This window comes from Bifidobacterium gallicum DSM 20093 = LMG 11596, assembly GCF_000741205.1.
Classification (GTDB): Bacteria; Actinomycetota; Actinomycetes; order Actinomycetales; family Bifidobacteriaceae; genus Bifidobacterium; species Bifidobacterium gallicum.
Genome location: NZ_JGYW01000004.1, coordinates 299,745 through 315,613 on the forward strand (window position 1 = coordinate 299,745; position 15,869 = coordinate 315,613).

Sequence of the window (15,869 nt, forward strand, 5' to 3'; positions counted from 1 at the left end):
CAATCGTTGGTATTGCAACAAAAAAAAGCGCCATCCATGGGAGGATGGCGCTTTTGTATGGTGGAGCCGCGGGGAATTGAACCCCGGTCCGGTGACCGTACCTTCAGTCTTCTACGTGCGTATTCTGTAGGCCATACGGCAGTTTTTCTGCCCCCAACAGATCACAGACGATTGTTGGCGAGCATAGCTCCAGAAAAAGTCCCCAATTCCCGCTGGAACACCGGAAACTGGGCAAGTCTTCTTAACGACGCCCAACATCCCTCCGAAGACATGAGGGAGTGGACGGAGCGGCTGCTCGCTGGTTAATCCTGGCGGTAAACGCTATCAGGCAGCGAGAGCGAACTCAGTGCGGTTAGATTTAGCACTTATTCTTTTGATGAGGGCATCACGAGTGGACTCATCGTTCTCGGCACGCTTCCCCGAAGCGAACAGGTCACCGTCGAAACCGATCGGCCCCGAATTCGCATTCAAGAATCCTTGAATTATCAAACCATCCCGACGCTAGGCCGGACTTTTCAATATAGTCCGGCCAGTCGTGCGCCGCAAGCCGACACTCCATCTTTTCCGCTCAGCCAAGCCCAACGGGATTCAGACAAACACGCCGACCACTCGACTCATTTAATGATCGGTCGCTGCGGGGCGCTGACGTTCACTTCCGTTTTGTTGCCCAGAATATTGGGGTCGTTGATGATTTTGTCAACCACGGCGAGCTTGAGTTTCAAGTCGGCCGCACTCCCCCAATCCACAGTCACGCCCGTGTTGAGTTTCGTAATGATCGAATCCTGCGTGGCCGCCGTCACCTGCGTGACTTCACTGCGCATCCATTCCGGCAGCGCGTCAAGAATCGTCAACGCCGCCAGCACTCCCTTGGATTTGACCGCATCCGCGGCATCGTCCACTTCAATCACGGGAATGCCATCGACCTTTTTGCCCTCAACCGAGTTGAGAATACGTCCCCGACTGTCGACGGCCGTCAACTGGTCGGTGCCACGTTTTTTGAGCATCGCTGCCGGCCGTTGCGACACAATCGAGACGTCAAATTTGTTCGGGAATTTTTTCGTGGCCTCGGCTTGGGAGACGCCTGGAATGTTCTTGAGGTCGTCTTCCACGGCCGCGTCCGACACGAGCAGCAGCGACTTGCCGGCTTGGGTGCGCGCAATCGACATGATACGCGTTTCATTGACCCAATCATTCGCGCCCGACACCGTGATATTGGACGCGTCAAGACGCAGCATCGGCGAGAAAAACAGCACCCAAATGATTCCCGCAATCGCCGCGATCACAGCTGCAATGATGCCCGCACGCACGAGCACCGTGCGCACCTCAACGCTACGGCGTTCCTTGTGCCGGTTCGCAAAATCCAGCACTTTCGGGCGCACGACCACGCCCATTGATTGCGTCGTCTCGTCGAGCGTTTTACGCACCACATCTTCACTCGGCATCTTGCGCGCGTCCACGAACGATCCGGGAGTGCTGCGGTTGAGTACCGACACGGCTTGCGGCGCTTGGCGGTCCTTCGCGTCGCGCGACGTGATCGTGCGCGGTTTGCCTTTGGCCGCCGAAAAACTCACCTTCCGGCTCAACACATGCTTGACACGCTTCTGCTTTTGCGTCGTTCGCGTTGCGGCATCACGGTTCGTTGCCGTGCCGGAGCTCGACGACATGACGCGCGTCTTGCGCGGCACGGTTTGCTGCTGTTCGTGCGTGGGCTGGGCTGTTGAGCGCATCGAACGCACCGCACGCCCCTTACGTTGCTGCGGTTGTTTCGATGATTGATTTCCCGAAGACACCACAGAGCGTGCCGACCGTGGCTGGTCGGATGGATGCTGTGGGGATGATGATGCTGAGCGCGGCGTGCGTCGAGCCATCAGGCCTCCCTTGGGGCGTGATCGCCCAACAGGTCAAGCAGCTGCGCGGTCACCGTTGTGATATCGCCGGCGCCCACAGTCAACACCACATCACCCGGTTGCACACGCTCGACCACTGCGGCGGCCGCCTCCTGCATGTCATCCATGTCGCTGATCCACGGCTGCGCATGGTCAGTGATGCCCTCGGCCTGCTCCACAATGGTGTGGGCCGTGACATTAGCGAAATCCTCCTGGCGTTCGCGAGCCGGGAAAATGCCCGTGACAATCACATCATCAGCCAATGCCAACGCTTGGGCGAATTCCTGGGCGAAGAACTGGGTGCGCGAGAACAGATGCGGTTGGAACAACACATGCAGCCGCGCTTTGGGATAGCGGCGGCGAGCGGCCGTCAGCAATGCCGCAATCTCAGTGGGATGATGCGCATAATCATCCACGACGGTCACGCCGTTGACGGTGCCCTTGATATCAAAACGGCGAGCGGCACCATGGAACGATGTTGCGGCTTGGGCCGCCACGAACGGATCCATACCGAGCAACGTGGCCGCGATGATTGCGGCCGTGGCATTGCGTGCGTTGTGGATGCCGGGAATCGACAGCGTCACGGGCACGACTGTGGCCGCGTGCGCCACGCGTGCCGGCATATCGATGACAAACCGTTCACTGCCGTCACCGGCTGTTTCCTGCTCATCACTGATCGAGACGAACGTGGCGCCGTTCAGGTCGCCAAGTTCCTCGCGAGCCGTGGTGCCGTAGGTGATCGTGCGCGAAGCTGTGAGCGCATCCATACCTTGCAACACACTGCGTGCACCCGGATCGTCCACGCACAGAATCACTGATTGCGTGGCATGCGACGCATGGTTCACAAATGCCGCATGATACCGGTCCGCTGTGCCGTAATGGTCTAGATGGTCCGGTTCGGCATTCGTGATGATTGCAATCGTCGGATGGTATTTGGCGAAGCTGCCATCGGATTCATCAGCTTCAGCAACGAGCACATCACCAGTTCCCGTGTGTCCCCCATCACGCGTGGTGCCATCGGGACCTTGGATCGAAGCGCCAATCGCGTAACTGGGATCAGCCAAATCGCCTTGACCCGCCGTCACGAGGATATGGGCCAATAGGGCGCTTGTGGTGCTTTTGCCATGGGCGCCAGCCACCGTCACGGCACGTTTGCCATCCATCAGCCATGCCAAAATGTCGCTGCGGTGCACAATGGCCAATCCTTGACGTGCGGCTTCCTGGATTTCCGGATTGTCCGGCTTGATCGCGCTGGAATAGACGACAGTGGTCACATGACTGATGTTGCTGGCCTGTTGGCCGATGCGCACATCCACGCCTTGGTTCGTCAATCGTTCTGTTTTGGCCGATACGGCACGATCCGAGCCTTGCACCTCGCCTTGGCGCTGCTGTAGCATTTCGGCCAGCACGCTCATGCCGGCACCACCAATACCAATGAAATGAGTGCGGCCCAATGTTCGCGAAGCATTAGCCTCGCCCCCACCGATGCCGAAAGCGTTGGCGGTGGGATCGAGGTGCACCTCGATCATGTGTTGTTCCTCATCCATGGTTCCTCCTCATCCATTGATTGGATTCCAACTATGCTCCGATACGGCATTGTTGCGCTGTTGATTGGCAACCACATTGCCATACTGTGTGTTACTGCGCGTTGTTGTCGGCTGCTTGCAAAATCGTGCGCGCCATGCGTTCGGCCGCATCCCTGATGCCATAGGTCCATGCTTGTTGGCCGTACTGGCGCAACGTGTCGGGATTGGCGAGCAGTGCCGGCACATGCTCACGCACCCAATCCGCAGTGAAATCGGCATCGTTGACAAGCAGGCCGCCTTGAGCGTCCACGACGGGTTGCGCATTGAAGCGTTGCTCACCATTGCCGATGGGCAACGGCACATAAATCGCAGGAAGGCCCAGTGCCGTCAACTCGCTGACCATGCCAGCACCCGAGCGGCAAATCACGAGGTCGGCGCATCCGAACGCATGGTCGATGCGTTCCAGATATTCGGCCATATGGTAGTCATGACCTGGTTCGGCATCCGCTGCCAGACCCGTCAACGCGCCCGAACCCGCGCTATGCGACACATGCGCACGCACTTCGGCGCTTTTGCCTTTGCCAGTCAAATGTACGATTTGCGCGTGCTCCAGCAATTCCTTGGCAGCTCCTGCCACAGCACGATTCAAGCTGACGGCTCCCAATGAGCCACCGGTGACAAGCACAATCGGCCGGTCAGGGTCCAAGCCCAACGCGGCAGCTTCTTGACGGCGCACCGCTGCGCGGTCGTCTTGCAACCGTGCGGCCAGGTCGGCGATGGCCGGGCGTAAGGGCAGTCCGACACGTTCAATCGTGGTATGCGCGTTGCCGTTGAGCCCCGTACCGTCATACGCCGTACCCACGTAGCTCGCCCAGCGGGCGCCAAGCTTGTTGGCCATGCCAGCACGCGCGTTCTGTTCATGAATAATCACGGGAATGCCGAGTTTGTGCGCAGCCGCATAAGCGGGAGCGGAGGCGTATCCGCCAAAGCCCACAATCACATCCGCCTGGCGATCTGCAATGATCTGGCGCACACGTTTGGTTTCTTTGCGCCATTTTGCCGGGAACTGGAACAGGTAGGCGTTGGGGCGGCGAGGGAATGGCACTTTCTCAATCGTGTCGAGTTCGAACCCTGCAGCCGGCACCAAATCCGATTCCAATCCCACGGCCGTGCCCAACGCGCTGACTTGCGCATCAGGGTCGAGACGACGAATGGCCGCCCCTACCGCCAGTAACGGGTTGACGTGGCCGGCGGTGCCTCCGCCAGCCAGAATAATGTGCTTGGTCGCTGTTGCCATGGTGTTCCTCTTCATCTGCGTATGCTGCCACTGTATCGCGGCAACGCGTCATCATGAAGCGCTTCGCGTCGGTGGTACAAGAACGCTACACGCGTGACAGCTCGGCGTGGATTTGGGGTTGTGCCCGCATGAACGCGTCAATCGTGCCTGCCGCCAGCAAACACATGACGAGCGATGATCCGCCAGCAGATACGAACGGCAATGGCACACCCATGACCGGGAAAATGCGGATGACCACGCCAATGTTGACGAGCGCCTGCCCAATGATCCACATGCCGAAGCACATGAGCGCGATTGACGTGTACCGGTCTTTCGTGGCGCGCGCGATCGTATAGAGGCACCACCCCATGATCACGAACAGCAACAACACAATCGTTGTGCCAACCAAACCGGTTTCCTCGCCAATGATCGCATAAATGAAGTCGTTATGTGCTTCAGGCAGGTAATTCCATTTTTCACGCGAATTGCCGAGCCCCACGCCCAGTATGCCGCCCGATCCCAACGCATATTCGGCGTGCATGGCTTGATAGCATACTCCGGTGATGTCATCAGTGGAGCACTCACGATACGTCGCCAGGATGCGAGACATACGGTTGGGGCTCGATACGACGAATCCCACGACAAGCACCACAGCTAACGCCGCCAATACGCACAACGCTTTGCCTGGGAAACCTCCAATCAGGAACCCGATGCCGCCAATGAACAGCACGATGATTGCCGTACCGAGATCCTTGCCGAGCAGCACGGCGCCCAGCGCGACCGCATATCCGATAATCGCCCACCGAAATGAGCCGCAAACCCTGGTGAATTGTTCGCCAAGAGAGCGCCCTGCGGGCGTCCTTTCATATTGTTTGCGGCCTATGACCATGGCTCCCGGCAGCCAGATGCATAGCGCATACTTCGTGAATTCGGCAGGCTGGACCGATAGTCCAAAAATGTAAATCCAGCCGGAATTACCGTTCACTTCTGTGCCAAACGGAATTGTGGCCAACTGCAATACGATGGCGCCTATCAATACGATATTGGCCCATTTTTTATAGAACCGTTCCGGCACATGCATGGCGATCAACGCCAAGACCACGCCAATGATGGCGAATATGGATTGGTTCAACGCTTTGGACCATGGCGACGAGCCTTGCGCCACCATGGCGACGGTAGAACTGGAAAACACCATGATCACGCCAAATACCGTGAGCACAATGACGCTCATGCGGAACCCGTGGTAACACCACAACGGATTGTATATGGCGCGCCATCCGCGATAATCGGCGTACCCCGAACGATGCTGTTTCTTAGGTTTGGCCTGTGATGCCGGGGTCTGCTGGGCATCGGCACCACGGCGCGACGAGGAAACGCGGACGCGGCGTTCAGGATTGCCCATGCTCCACCACCCAACGCTGCGCTTCCTGCGCGAACTGGTTGCCACGGTCGGCATACGACACAAACTGGTCCATCGAAGCGCATGCCGGAGCCATCAGCACCACATCACCGGGCTTGGCATACGCGGCTGCCGCATCCACGGCACGAGCCATCACCGTGTCGTTGGGCTCGGCGTCAATCACGCTGACGGGCACATCTGGAGCGCTTTGCAGCAACGCCTTGAGCATCGGTTCCTGGTCGACGCCGATCACCGTCACGCCAACGAGGCGATCGCGGTTATCGGCCACGAGCTGTTCAAACGTACCACCTTTGGCCAAGCCACCGGCAATCCACGACACAGTATGCGCGCCGAATGAGCCCAATGAGGCCGCTGCGGCACCCGCGTTCGTGGCTTTGGAATCGTCAATGAAACGAATTGCGCCTTCATCACTCGTGTATTGCGCCACGCATTCGATGCGGTGGCCACCGGGCTTGAACGTTTTGAGCGCTTCCAACGCCGGCGCAGCATCGGCACCAAAGCTCAACACCCATGCCAAGGCCGTCATTGCATCGGCCAACAGATGCGGGTAGACGGTGCCGTCCGGCTCGCGCAGATGCGTGAAGTCAGCTACGGGAGCCACCATGACTGGCGTGGCCGGGTCGGAGCCCATCAATCCGGCACGGTCCACGATCCATCCGTCCGCCACACCGATCATGCCGTCTTGCGGCACATCCAGCGTAAAGCCGATGCGAGCGCATGACGCATCTGCCGCAAACGCCAAATCGCGTACGCGCGCATCCTGCGCGTTGTAGACAATCGCTTGCTGTGCATGCGCGTACACCTTCGACTTGTCAGCCGCATAACGTTCGATGCCACCATGCCAATCCAAATGGTCGGCACCAATGTTCGTGATGGCGGCACAATCCAACGCCATCGAATCGGTGAAATGCAATTGGAACGAGCTCAACTCCACGCACAACACATCATTGTTGGGATCTACTGCGGCCAGTGACAACGCGTTGCCAATGTTGCCCACAGCCGGTGCCGTATAGCCGCATGCCGTCAACATCGTGGACACCATTTCGGTCGTCGATGTTTTGCCATTCGTGCCCGTGATGCCGATCCAGGGTGCAGGCTTGCCCGTGCGCGTGTTCGGTACACGCAATTGCCATGCCAGCTCGACTTCACTGAGCACCGGCACTTGTGCTTCCTGGGCTGCCAGAATGAATGGCGTACGCGGCGGGAATACGGGAGACACGCACAACGCGTCCATGCTCTTCCAATCAATGCCGTCAAACGACGAGCGGTCGGCTTCACCATTGCGTTCATCCACAGTGATCACATGGGCGCCACGCTCACGCAACACTTGGGCCATCGCACGACCCGATACGCCGAGACCTGCCACTACGAACGTCTTATCTGCACACTGCATCGCTATCCCCTTGTCCGTTTCGTTTCAAGCCAGGGCGGTGGAATGCCCATGGCGGTGGGTACGGAAATAATAAAACTCGAATATTTCGTTACATGAGGCCGGAACGCGCCAACCAGTCAGCGTAGAAAATGACGACGCCAACGATCACGAGAATCAACTCGACCATCCAGAAACGCACGACGACTTTGCCTTCAGTCCAGCCGCACAGCTCGAAATGGTGATGAATCGGCGCCATCTTGAACACGCGTTTGTGCGTCAGCTTGAAACAGCCCACCTGAATCACATCGCTGAGCGCCTCAATCACGAACAAGCCGCCGATGATCAGCGCGAGGAACTCCGTGTGCGTCACAATCGAAAGCGCGGCGAACAAGCCGCCCAACGCGAGCGAACCCGTATCGCCCATGAAAATCGTGGCCGGATTGCAGTTGTACCACAGGAATCCCAGACACGCCGCGGCCGTACACAAGGCGATGATAGCCAGGTCCATCGGGTCGGAAACAGCGTAGCTGAAGCCCTCATGGCCGGAACCGACCACATGGTAGGCCTCCCAGAACGCGATAACACCGAAACCAGTGAACGCGATCATTGACATGCCCGAACACAAACCGTCCAATCCATCGGAAAGGTTCACAGCGTTCGTCCAGGCGGCCATCAGGAAGTTGACCCAAATCACAAACAACACGGTGGAAATGAACTTGCCGGCAAATTCGAAACTGATGAACGGCGCTTCAATGAAACTCATGCCGGCCTGGGCCGTCGGAATACCGTTTTTGGAGGGCACCATGAGCGCGAGTACGGCGAATATGGTGGCGAAAATAATCTGGCCGATGAATTTGCCGCGCACTGTCAAGCCTTCGCTCTGCTTCTTGCGTACCTTGGCGAAATCATCGATAAAACCCAGCAATCCCATCGATACCATAGCGAACAAGACGAGCACGGGCGACCATGATGGCACCACTCCCGTGCTGCAGTAGCGGAACAGCGAGGCCGAACACCAGCCCAACACGATGGCAATCACAATGACGATGCCACCCATGGTGGGCGTGCCGCGCTTGACAAGATGCGACCGCGGGCCATCCTGACGGATGTATTGGCCGTAGTTGTGCTTGTGGATGAGTTTGATCAGCAAGGGCGTGCCAACCATCGTCACCACTAAGGAGACGAGGATGCCGATGATGACGGAAATCACGGGAGTCACTCCATTCACAGCCGTGAGCTGGTAGTTGAGGGTTGATGGGAAGGTGGGTTGGAAGACGGATGGGTTGCGCGAATCCGGGCGGGTTCTCACGCGGATGGTGGCTCAGCCGGGCCTTCGCGACGCGCATACAGCATGCGGGCTGCGGGGCGTGGGCTGCAACGCACCATCATAATGCGAAATCATAATGCGAACGAAGCCCAGTGTTCCGCCAAACTTGCCAAGCCGGAAGCGTGCGAACCTTTGAGCAGCACCACCGTGTTGTCGGCAGTGGAACCGTCGGGATGGTGCGCGGCCAGAATCGCGTCGAGCATCTGCTCGGCTTCGTCAGTGCTCGAGGCGACGGCGATCGGCACGGTGGCGGTGGCAAGGTCCGCGGGCTGCAGCTCCGCTTCGGCGACGGACGCGGCGCCGTCAGCTGTATGTGCGTCGCGGGCGCCCGCAGCCAAGGCAGTAGCCAGCGTCATCAAATGGGCGTCATTGCTGTTGCCCACGGCGATGACGGCGTCGACGGACTGTTCGACCGCGTACTTGCCGATTGCTTCATGCAGTGCCGTTTCATCGGGGCCAAGCTCAAGCATGGCTCCGAGTACGGCGATGCGCAGCATGGGTTCGGCCGCGTTGAACGCAGCAATCCCATCAATACCGGCGCGCATGGAGTCGGGGTTGGCGTTGAACGAATCGTCAATCAGCGTGAACTCAGGGCGCTCTGGACGGCGCACGATGCTGATCGCCATGCGATGCGGACTGATCGCGCGCACTTGTTCCAGCACCTGCACAATGTGGCGCAGCGGCAAACCAAAATATTGAGCCACGGCCGTAGCGGCCAACGCGTTCATCACATTGTGCGCACCGGGAATGCCCAGCCGCACCTGCTGATAGGCGCCGTCGCTTTGACGCAACGTAAACACAGCATGGCCGTCATCGTCCATACGCACATGGTCGGCCGTGACGTAATCGTCATGCTCGGTGGCATGTTCGAGGCCGAACCAGCGCACGAGGCCCGGCGCGATGGCGTCCATGGCGGCCACATGCGGGTCATCGGCGTTGAGAATCGTCATGCCGCCAGGCACTTCGCCGCGCACAATCTCGCTCTTGGCCTGGGCGATGCGCTCCACCGAACCGAACTCCCCCAGGTGCGCGTTGCCAACCTTGAGCACCACAGCCACGTCAGGCGGGGCAATATGCGTCAAGTTTGCGATTTCGCCCAGATGGTTGGCGCCCATTTCAGCGATCAGGAAGCGCGAGGACGGCCCCACTTGCAATGCCGTCAACGGCAGGCCGAGCTCGTTGTTGAACGAGCCGACCGGGGCAACCGTTTCACCGAGTTCGCCAAGCAGCGCATGCAGCAAATCCTTCGTGGTGGTTTTGCCTACCGAACCTGTGATGCCCACGATCGAGAACGGCGCGGCATCCGGATGGGCGGCCGCCATTGCCCGACGCTGCGCAAGATTGTGGCGCGCAAGTTCCCCCAACGCCTTGACCGTATCATCCACCACCAGCTGCACCACCGAACTCTGAGGGATTTCATGATCAACGATTGCCGCGAGCGCGCCGCTGTCACCCAGCGTCGCCACATAGGCGTGCCCATCGGCGTGTTCGCCATTAATGGCTACGAACAGCGAACCCTCATGCGCTTGTCGGGAATCAATGACCACGTTCGTGGGGATGGCGGATGACGGGCTGGCGGATGACGGATCAACTGGCGAACCGTGCTCGGACTGGACCGAGGCGGGCACCAGTGTTGCATTGATGGCCTGAGCGACGCGCTCAAGCGTCATTGGCATCATGGTTGTTGCTCCTTTGTGTTTTCGCGTATTTTCGCGTGTTCTCACGTGTTCTTGCGCATGTTCTCGCGTTGTGCTGGGTGCAGAGTGCAGGCTGCGTCGGCCTACTGCTCGTGGAACTCCCCTGCCACGCGTAGTGCGCTGCGGATGCTGCTTTTGCGCACGCCCACGGCCAGTCCCATGGCGATCGCGAACGATAACGCGCGCACCTGTGCGGGTCCTACGCCGGCTTGCAACGCCATCGTGTCGGATTCTTCCGTGCGCATCACGAGGCGCGTGTCCTTCGTGATCGCGCATCCGTAACGCTGCGCCATCTGGTCCATGTAATCGCGCGCGCGGGTCGGTTCAGGCACACCGTCGCAGGCCAGCACATCCACCGCCACCGACGCCATCGCGTCCACATCCAAGGTTGCGTCGTCCATCGTCACAATCACCGCAGCGGCGCCATCTTCGGCGCACACGGCCATGGCGCGCTGCATGCTGAGCACGTCAATCGGATAGTTCAATTCAATGAACCGTTCCAGCGATTGCGAATCCTCGGCATTGATAATGCCCACGGGGTTGCCAAGCATGTGCAGGAACCGTGCGACTTCCTTGGCTTCATCGGCCAGCAATTCTTGGTTCGGCCCCGTCAATGCGAACACCGCCACCGAGTCGGAAGGCGCCCCCGCCAGTTGCGAGGCAAGCGCGGCCAATTGCTTTGTCGTGATGTTAGCGAACAGCACGGGGATTTGCAGTTGGGACGCACCGTGCGCCATGAGTTCGGTTTTCATCGACTCGGGCAACAGCATGGCATATGCCCCATTGTTGACGATTTCATTGATATCGGCACGGCTGATCGGATGCTGTGCGATGAACAGCGATCCGGGAATCACGGATTCCACATCATCCACGAGGGCGGTAATGGTGACGTCGCCCGCATAGTTGGGTACAAGATCAAACCCATTGTCCGCGGCCAATTGTTCCAACGTCATGCGTTGGGTGACCGATTCGGTAACGGCGCTCATCGGCTTGTTCCTTTCTTGGGTTGTGGGGATCTTGGATTCGGTGTTCCATCGTTCGTGTTGGTTTGGTGGTGTTTGCGGGTTGGTGGTGACGGACAGTGGGCCGTTCAGTGGTCCTGTTGCGTGAGCTGCAGGCGGCTGGGTTGAAGATGCTGATCTGCGAGGCTCACGGCGCACTGTGGTGTAGTGTGACACCTGCTTGTCGCTCATGGTCAAGTTGTCAGTGCGATACCACCGTTCCCTTTACTCATTTACTCATCCGCCACTACTCATCCCCTACCAATCCACTGGTATGGCATCGGTTCGTGGAGCCGAGTTCGGTACTTCATACTTTTGCATAAGGAACTGTCCTATCTGTGCAAACACCGGTCCGGCGGTCAGGCCGCCAAACACGCCTTGCGGGTCCTTGAGCACCACAGTCACAACGAACTGCGGGTTGTCCGCCGGGATGATGGCTGAGTAATCGGAAATCGTGCTCGTCAAATTGCCGTTGGCGTCAGGCACTTCAGCCGTACCTGATTTGGCGCCCACGCGGAATCCTTTAACGCTGGCGAACTTGCTGTAGTTGTCGGACACGGATTCCATCGCGTTCAGCACGTCTTTGGCCACTGACTCGTCCACGACGCGTTCGCTCTTGCCGTCCGTGTGGTACGGGGTCGTACGGCCTTGCGCATCCGTGGTCGATTTGATGATCGTTTGCGGCTTGTGCACGCCTTTGTTCGCGATCACGGCCACGGCGTTCGTGATTTGCAGCGCGTTCGTCGTATAGCCCTGTCCGAACAGCACCGTGTTGCGCGTACGGCCGTCCCATGTTGTGTCGGGACGCAGAATGCCTTGCGATTCGCCTGGCAACGTCAGTCCTGACGGCTGGCCGATGCCGAACTTCTTCAAGTATTGGTAGCGCAAGTTGTCGGGGTAGTTTTCGGACGCCATGATTGTGCCCACGTTCGACGATTGCTGCAGCACGCCGGCCAACGTCCAATGTTCGGCGCCGTGGTTCTCGGCGTCCTTATAGGTTTGGCCGTTGATCGTGATTGTGTCGGGCACGGTGAAGCGGTCCGTCATCTTATGCTGTTGCTCCTGTAGCAGTCCCGAGAGTGTGAACACTTTGCCGATCGAGCCGGGTTCGAATGTTTCGGACACTGCGCGCGACACGTTAAGTTTGGCGTCATCACTGCCGGCTTCCACCGTGTCGGTATCGGCCAGGGCCCTGATTTCACCCGTTTTCACGTCTTGCACGACGGCGATGCCCCACGCGGCTTTGTAGGTTTTCTGCGCATCGAGCAGGATTTTTTCGACCTGCCACTGCACGTCACGGTCAATGGTCAGCGTCACGGTTTGGCCGTTGACTGCATCTTTCGACTCGGTCAACGTTCCGGGAATCTGCTCGCCGCCCAGGCCTTGCTGGTAGATTTCGTAGCCGTCCGTGCCGGTCAGCAGTTTGTCTTCCATCTGTTCAATACCCGACACGCCTTTGCCTTCCGCGTCCACGCCGCCGAGCAGCGTGCCCATGAGCGTACCGTTCGAGTAGAGCCGTTCGTTGCTGAGCGTGCCGTAGATGATGCCGCCCAAGTGCAGTGCATCGATCTTGCGTTTGGTTTCAGGCGTCACGTCTTTCTTGAGTACGGCATACTGCCCGACTCCCGAGAGTTTTCCGCCTAATTCTGATGCATTCATGCCAAGCACCGGTGCCAACAATTGCGACACTGCCGCCACGCCGCTCGTAGATAGGTCCTTGCCATTGAGCGCATGACAATAGTCTTGCGTCTGCTTGGTGCATTTCGTGGGTTCAAACGCTTGGGCGGCTTCGGGATTGCCAATGATCGTGTAGCGTTCCACACTTTGTGCAAGCACGGTGCCATTGACATCGGTGATTTTGCCACGCTTGGCGCTCAATGTCGCTTTGAGCGTGCGGTTGGCTTGGGCCGCCATGGCTGTGTCATGGGCGTTGAACACCTGCACACGGATCAGCTGACCCAAGAAGAACACCACAAACAGCGCAATGACCACGGCTACACCGGCGGCGCGATGGGACAATTGTTCATGTCCGTATCGCGCCGAGGAACGGGCGGAATGAGGCTTAGGCAACCCTAAACGGATCATTGCTGTCCTTCCATGTGACTGGGCTTATACCCATTAAGGTCGATCGTGATTGATCCGTCCGCGGGCTGCATGCCCAGGTCCTGGGCTTTTTGCGGCAGCGAGGCTTCCAGCTCATCAAGTCTGGCCTGGTCCTCTTCCACGTCCTGGTTCAATACGGTGATGTGCTGGGAAATTTCACTGGCGTCAAACGAATTCTGCACCATTTGCGTACGCAGTAACAACGAGCCCAACAGGCAGCCGATCAGGAACACTACGGCCACTATGATGTGCACCATCGGTGAGGTTTTGGTTTTCGTCCAAGACCACAAGTCGGCAATCGACTGTTTCAACCCTTGCGTCTTGGTCTGCGTCGCGCCTGAGCCTACGACGAGTTTGAGCTCGGGACGGCTGGAAGCGTTTTCCGTTTGTTCCTTGTCTTTGCGTCCAGCCGGAGCGGCATGGGAACGCATTTTGCGAGCCGGTTGTGCTGCCATCATCCCCTCCTATGTCCTGATCGGCGGCCGCGCGAGGAACGCGCATGACGATAAGAAGTGTCATCGACGAAACCCGACGCTTCATCATTGAACGTCTTGCGCCAGCGCTGCGGCACAGGACGAATCAGTTCAACAGCACGCAAACGCACCGAGGCTGAACGCGGGTTGTGTTCAATTTCCTCGGCATCGGCTTTGAGTGCGCCTTTGGTCAGCGCGGAGAAGAACGGTTGCGCGTCGTCAGGTATCACAGGCATGTCGGCCGGCACGTCAATGCTCAGCCCTTGCTGCATGAACGTTTTGACTGTGCGATCTTCGAGTGAATGGTAGGACTCCACAACGAGTCGGCCACCCACTGCCAACCGGTTGGCGATTTGCGGCAACGTACGACGCAACTTGTCCAGTTCACCGTTGACTTCAATGCGCAGCGCCTGGAACACGCGTTTGGCCGGGTTGCCGGATGCACGGTGCGCTTGTGGAATCACCGCGTCCACGAGACGGTTGAGCTGCGCTGACGTGGTCAGCGGTTCACGATTGCGCGTTGATACAATGCGTCGCGCGATTTGACGGGCGAAGCGTTCCTCACCATAGTCCTTGAAAATGCGCGCCAATGACGCTTCATCATAGGTGGCGAGAATGGTTTGCGCGGTCAGCGGCTGTGTCGTATCCATACGCATGTCGAGCGGCGCGTCATGTGAATAGCTGAAGCCGCGTTCCGTCTCATCAATTTGCAGACTGGACAATCCCAAATCCATGAACACGGCTTGTACCGGCCCCAACCCATGGGCGTCTACAGCTTGGCCAAAATCATCAAACGCCGCATGCACGGCAATAAAGCGGTCAGCCAGCCCCTCATGCTCCATGCGCTGCGTGGCCAATGCCAACGCTTCAGCGTCACGGTCAATGCCAAGCAATGTGGCGTTCGGTGCGGCTTTCAAAAATGCGGTGGCATGGCCCGCCAAACCAAGCGTGCAGTCCACCACGACCGAGCCGGGAGCGTTCAACGCGGGCACCACAAGATCCACGCACTGCTCAAGCAGCACCGGTTGGTGAATCTGCGTGATGTGATCCATTACCACTCCCACTCCGGCAGAACATCGTCTGCAATGTCTGAATACCCTTGTTCCTTGTCTGCCAAGTACTCGCCCCAGGCTCGCGCATCCCAAATCTCAGCACGCGTGCCCACACCAATGACCACGACTTGGGATCCGAGACGCGCATAGTCCCTGAGCATCTGCGGAACCAAAATGCGCCCTTGTTTGTCCGGCGTCGTGTCAACGGCTCCCGACAAGAACACGCGCAGATAGTCGCGTGCCGCTTTGTTTCCCATCGACGTGCGCTGGATTTGCACGGCTATGCGACGGAACTCGGCCTGCGGCAACAAATAGATGCAGCGCTCCTGGCCTCGTGCCATCACCATGCCCTCCCCGAGCTGGCCACGAAACTTGGCAGGCAATGCCAACCGCCCCTTGGCATCGATTTTGGGATTGTAGGTGCCGAGTAGCAATGGAGGCATTGTCGACGCATCCCCAAATGCGGCGCTGGCAGGGTCGGCGGCATCAATGGACGACTCTTGTGCGGGAATTCCCTCAACCATCCATGCACCTCCTCGCCATCACAGCATCAGTGGACGCGCTTACAATCCCCCACTTTACCCCACCTTTCACCCATGCTCCCCACCGAGCTCAAAAGAAACACCATTTCCATGAATATGGAGGCTTCACGATGACCGCCTCCGGAACGTGAATCGCAGTGCCTCATGCAGGAAAAACCCAATTTTTACAACGAATTTCAGGCATAATATTGGAT

The 15,869-nt window shown here is 58.5% G+C and carries 12 protein-coding genes and 1 other RNA gene; all 13 read right to left on the bottom strand.

All coding sequences use genetic code 11. The features are described 5' to 3' along the window. Positions 1–58: 58 nt before the first annotated feature. Positions 59–457, bottom strand: a transfer-messenger RNA (tmRNA) gene (gene ssrA / locus BGLCM_RS08285). Positions 458–614: 157 nt separating this feature from the next. Further along, on the bottom strand, positions 615–1,868 hold the full coding sequence (locus tag BGLCM_RS04065) for a cell division protein FtsQ/DivIB (RefSeq protein WP_238548629.1): 1,254 nt from the start codon (positions 1,866–1,868) through the stop codon (positions 615–617). Continuing rightward, positions 1,868–3,433 carry a UDP-N-acetylmuramate--L-alanine ligase gene (murC, locus tag BGLCM_RS04070; protein WP_006294290.1) on the bottom strand — a complete coding sequence of 522 codons (1,566 nt, stop codon included), beginning with the start codon at positions 3,431–3,433 and terminating at the stop codon, positions 1,868–1,870. Before murC ends, BGLCM_RS04065 begins: the two co-directional genes overlap by 1 nt. A 91-nt stretch (positions 3,434–3,524) precedes the next feature. After that, positions 3,525–4,709: a UDP-N-acetylglucosamine--N-acetylmuramyl-(pentapeptide) pyrophosphoryl-undecaprenol N-acetylglucosamine transferase gene (locus tag BGLCM_RS04075; RefSeq protein ID WP_044084810.1), complete on the bottom strand. Its 1,185-nt coding sequence runs from the start codon at positions 4,707–4,709 to the stop codon at positions 3,525–3,527. Between the two features lie 85 nt (positions 4,710–4,794). Then, positions 4,795–6,090, bottom strand: coding sequence for a peptidoglycan glycosyltransferase FtsW (locus BGLCM_RS04080; protein WP_044084812.1), 1,296 nt, complete (start codon positions 6,088–6,090; stop codon positions 4,795–4,797). After that, positions 6,077–7,501: a UDP-N-acetylmuramoyl-L-alanine--D-glutamate ligase gene (gene murD, locus BGLCM_RS04085; protein WP_006294287.1), complete on the bottom strand. Its 1,425-nt coding sequence runs from the start codon at positions 7,499–7,501 to the stop codon at positions 6,077–6,079. Before murD ends, BGLCM_RS04080 begins: the two co-directional genes overlap by 14 nt. An 88-nt stretch (positions 7,502–7,589) precedes the next feature. After that, on the bottom strand, positions 7,590–8,690 hold the full coding sequence (mraY, locus tag BGLCM_RS04090) for a phospho-N-acetylmuramoyl-pentapeptide-transferase (protein WP_006294286.1): 1,101 nt from the start codon (positions 8,688–8,690) through the stop codon (positions 7,590–7,592). Between the two features lie 188 nt (positions 8,691–8,878). After that, positions 8,879–10,486 carry a UDP-N-acetylmuramoyl-tripeptide--D-alanyl-D-alanine ligase gene (locus tag BGLCM_RS04095; protein ID WP_006294284.1) on the bottom strand — a complete coding sequence of 536 codons (1,608 nt, stop codon included), beginning with the start codon at positions 10,484–10,486 and terminating at the stop codon, positions 8,879–8,881. Between the two features lie 101 nt (positions 10,487–10,587). Next, positions 10,588–11,490 carry a hypothetical protein gene (locus BGLCM_RS04100; protein ID WP_006294283.1) on the bottom strand — a complete coding sequence of 301 codons (903 nt, stop codon included), beginning with the start codon at positions 11,488–11,490 and terminating at the stop codon, positions 10,588–10,590. Between the two features lie 273 nt (positions 11,491–11,763). Continuing rightward, positions 11,764–13,590, bottom strand: coding sequence for a peptidoglycan D,D-transpeptidase FtsI family protein (locus BGLCM_RS04105; RefSeq protein ID WP_006294282.1), 1,827 nt, complete (start codon positions 13,588–13,590; stop codon positions 11,764–11,766). After that, positions 13,587–14,066, bottom strand: coding sequence for a cell division protein FtsL (gene ftsL / locus BGLCM_RS04110; protein WP_006294281.1), 480 nt, complete (start codon positions 14,064–14,066; stop codon positions 13,587–13,589). Before ftsL ends, BGLCM_RS04105 begins: the two co-directional genes overlap by 4 nt. Next, positions 14,063–15,133 carry a 16S rRNA (cytosine(1402)-N(4))-methyltransferase RsmH gene (gene rsmH, locus BGLCM_RS04115; protein WP_006294280.1) on the bottom strand — a complete coding sequence of 357 codons (1,071 nt, stop codon included), beginning with the start codon at positions 15,131–15,133 and terminating at the stop codon, positions 14,063–14,065. The genes ftsL and rsmH overlap by 4 nt, the downstream gene beginning before the upstream one ends. Further along, positions 15,133–15,576: a division/cell wall cluster transcriptional repressor MraZ gene (gene mraZ / locus BGLCM_RS04120; protein ID WP_238548633.1), complete on the bottom strand. Its 444-nt coding sequence runs from the start codon at positions 15,574–15,576 to the stop codon at positions 15,133–15,135. The genes rsmH and mraZ overlap by 1 nt, the downstream gene beginning before the upstream one ends. Between the last annotated feature and the right edge of the window lie 293 nt (positions 15,577–15,869).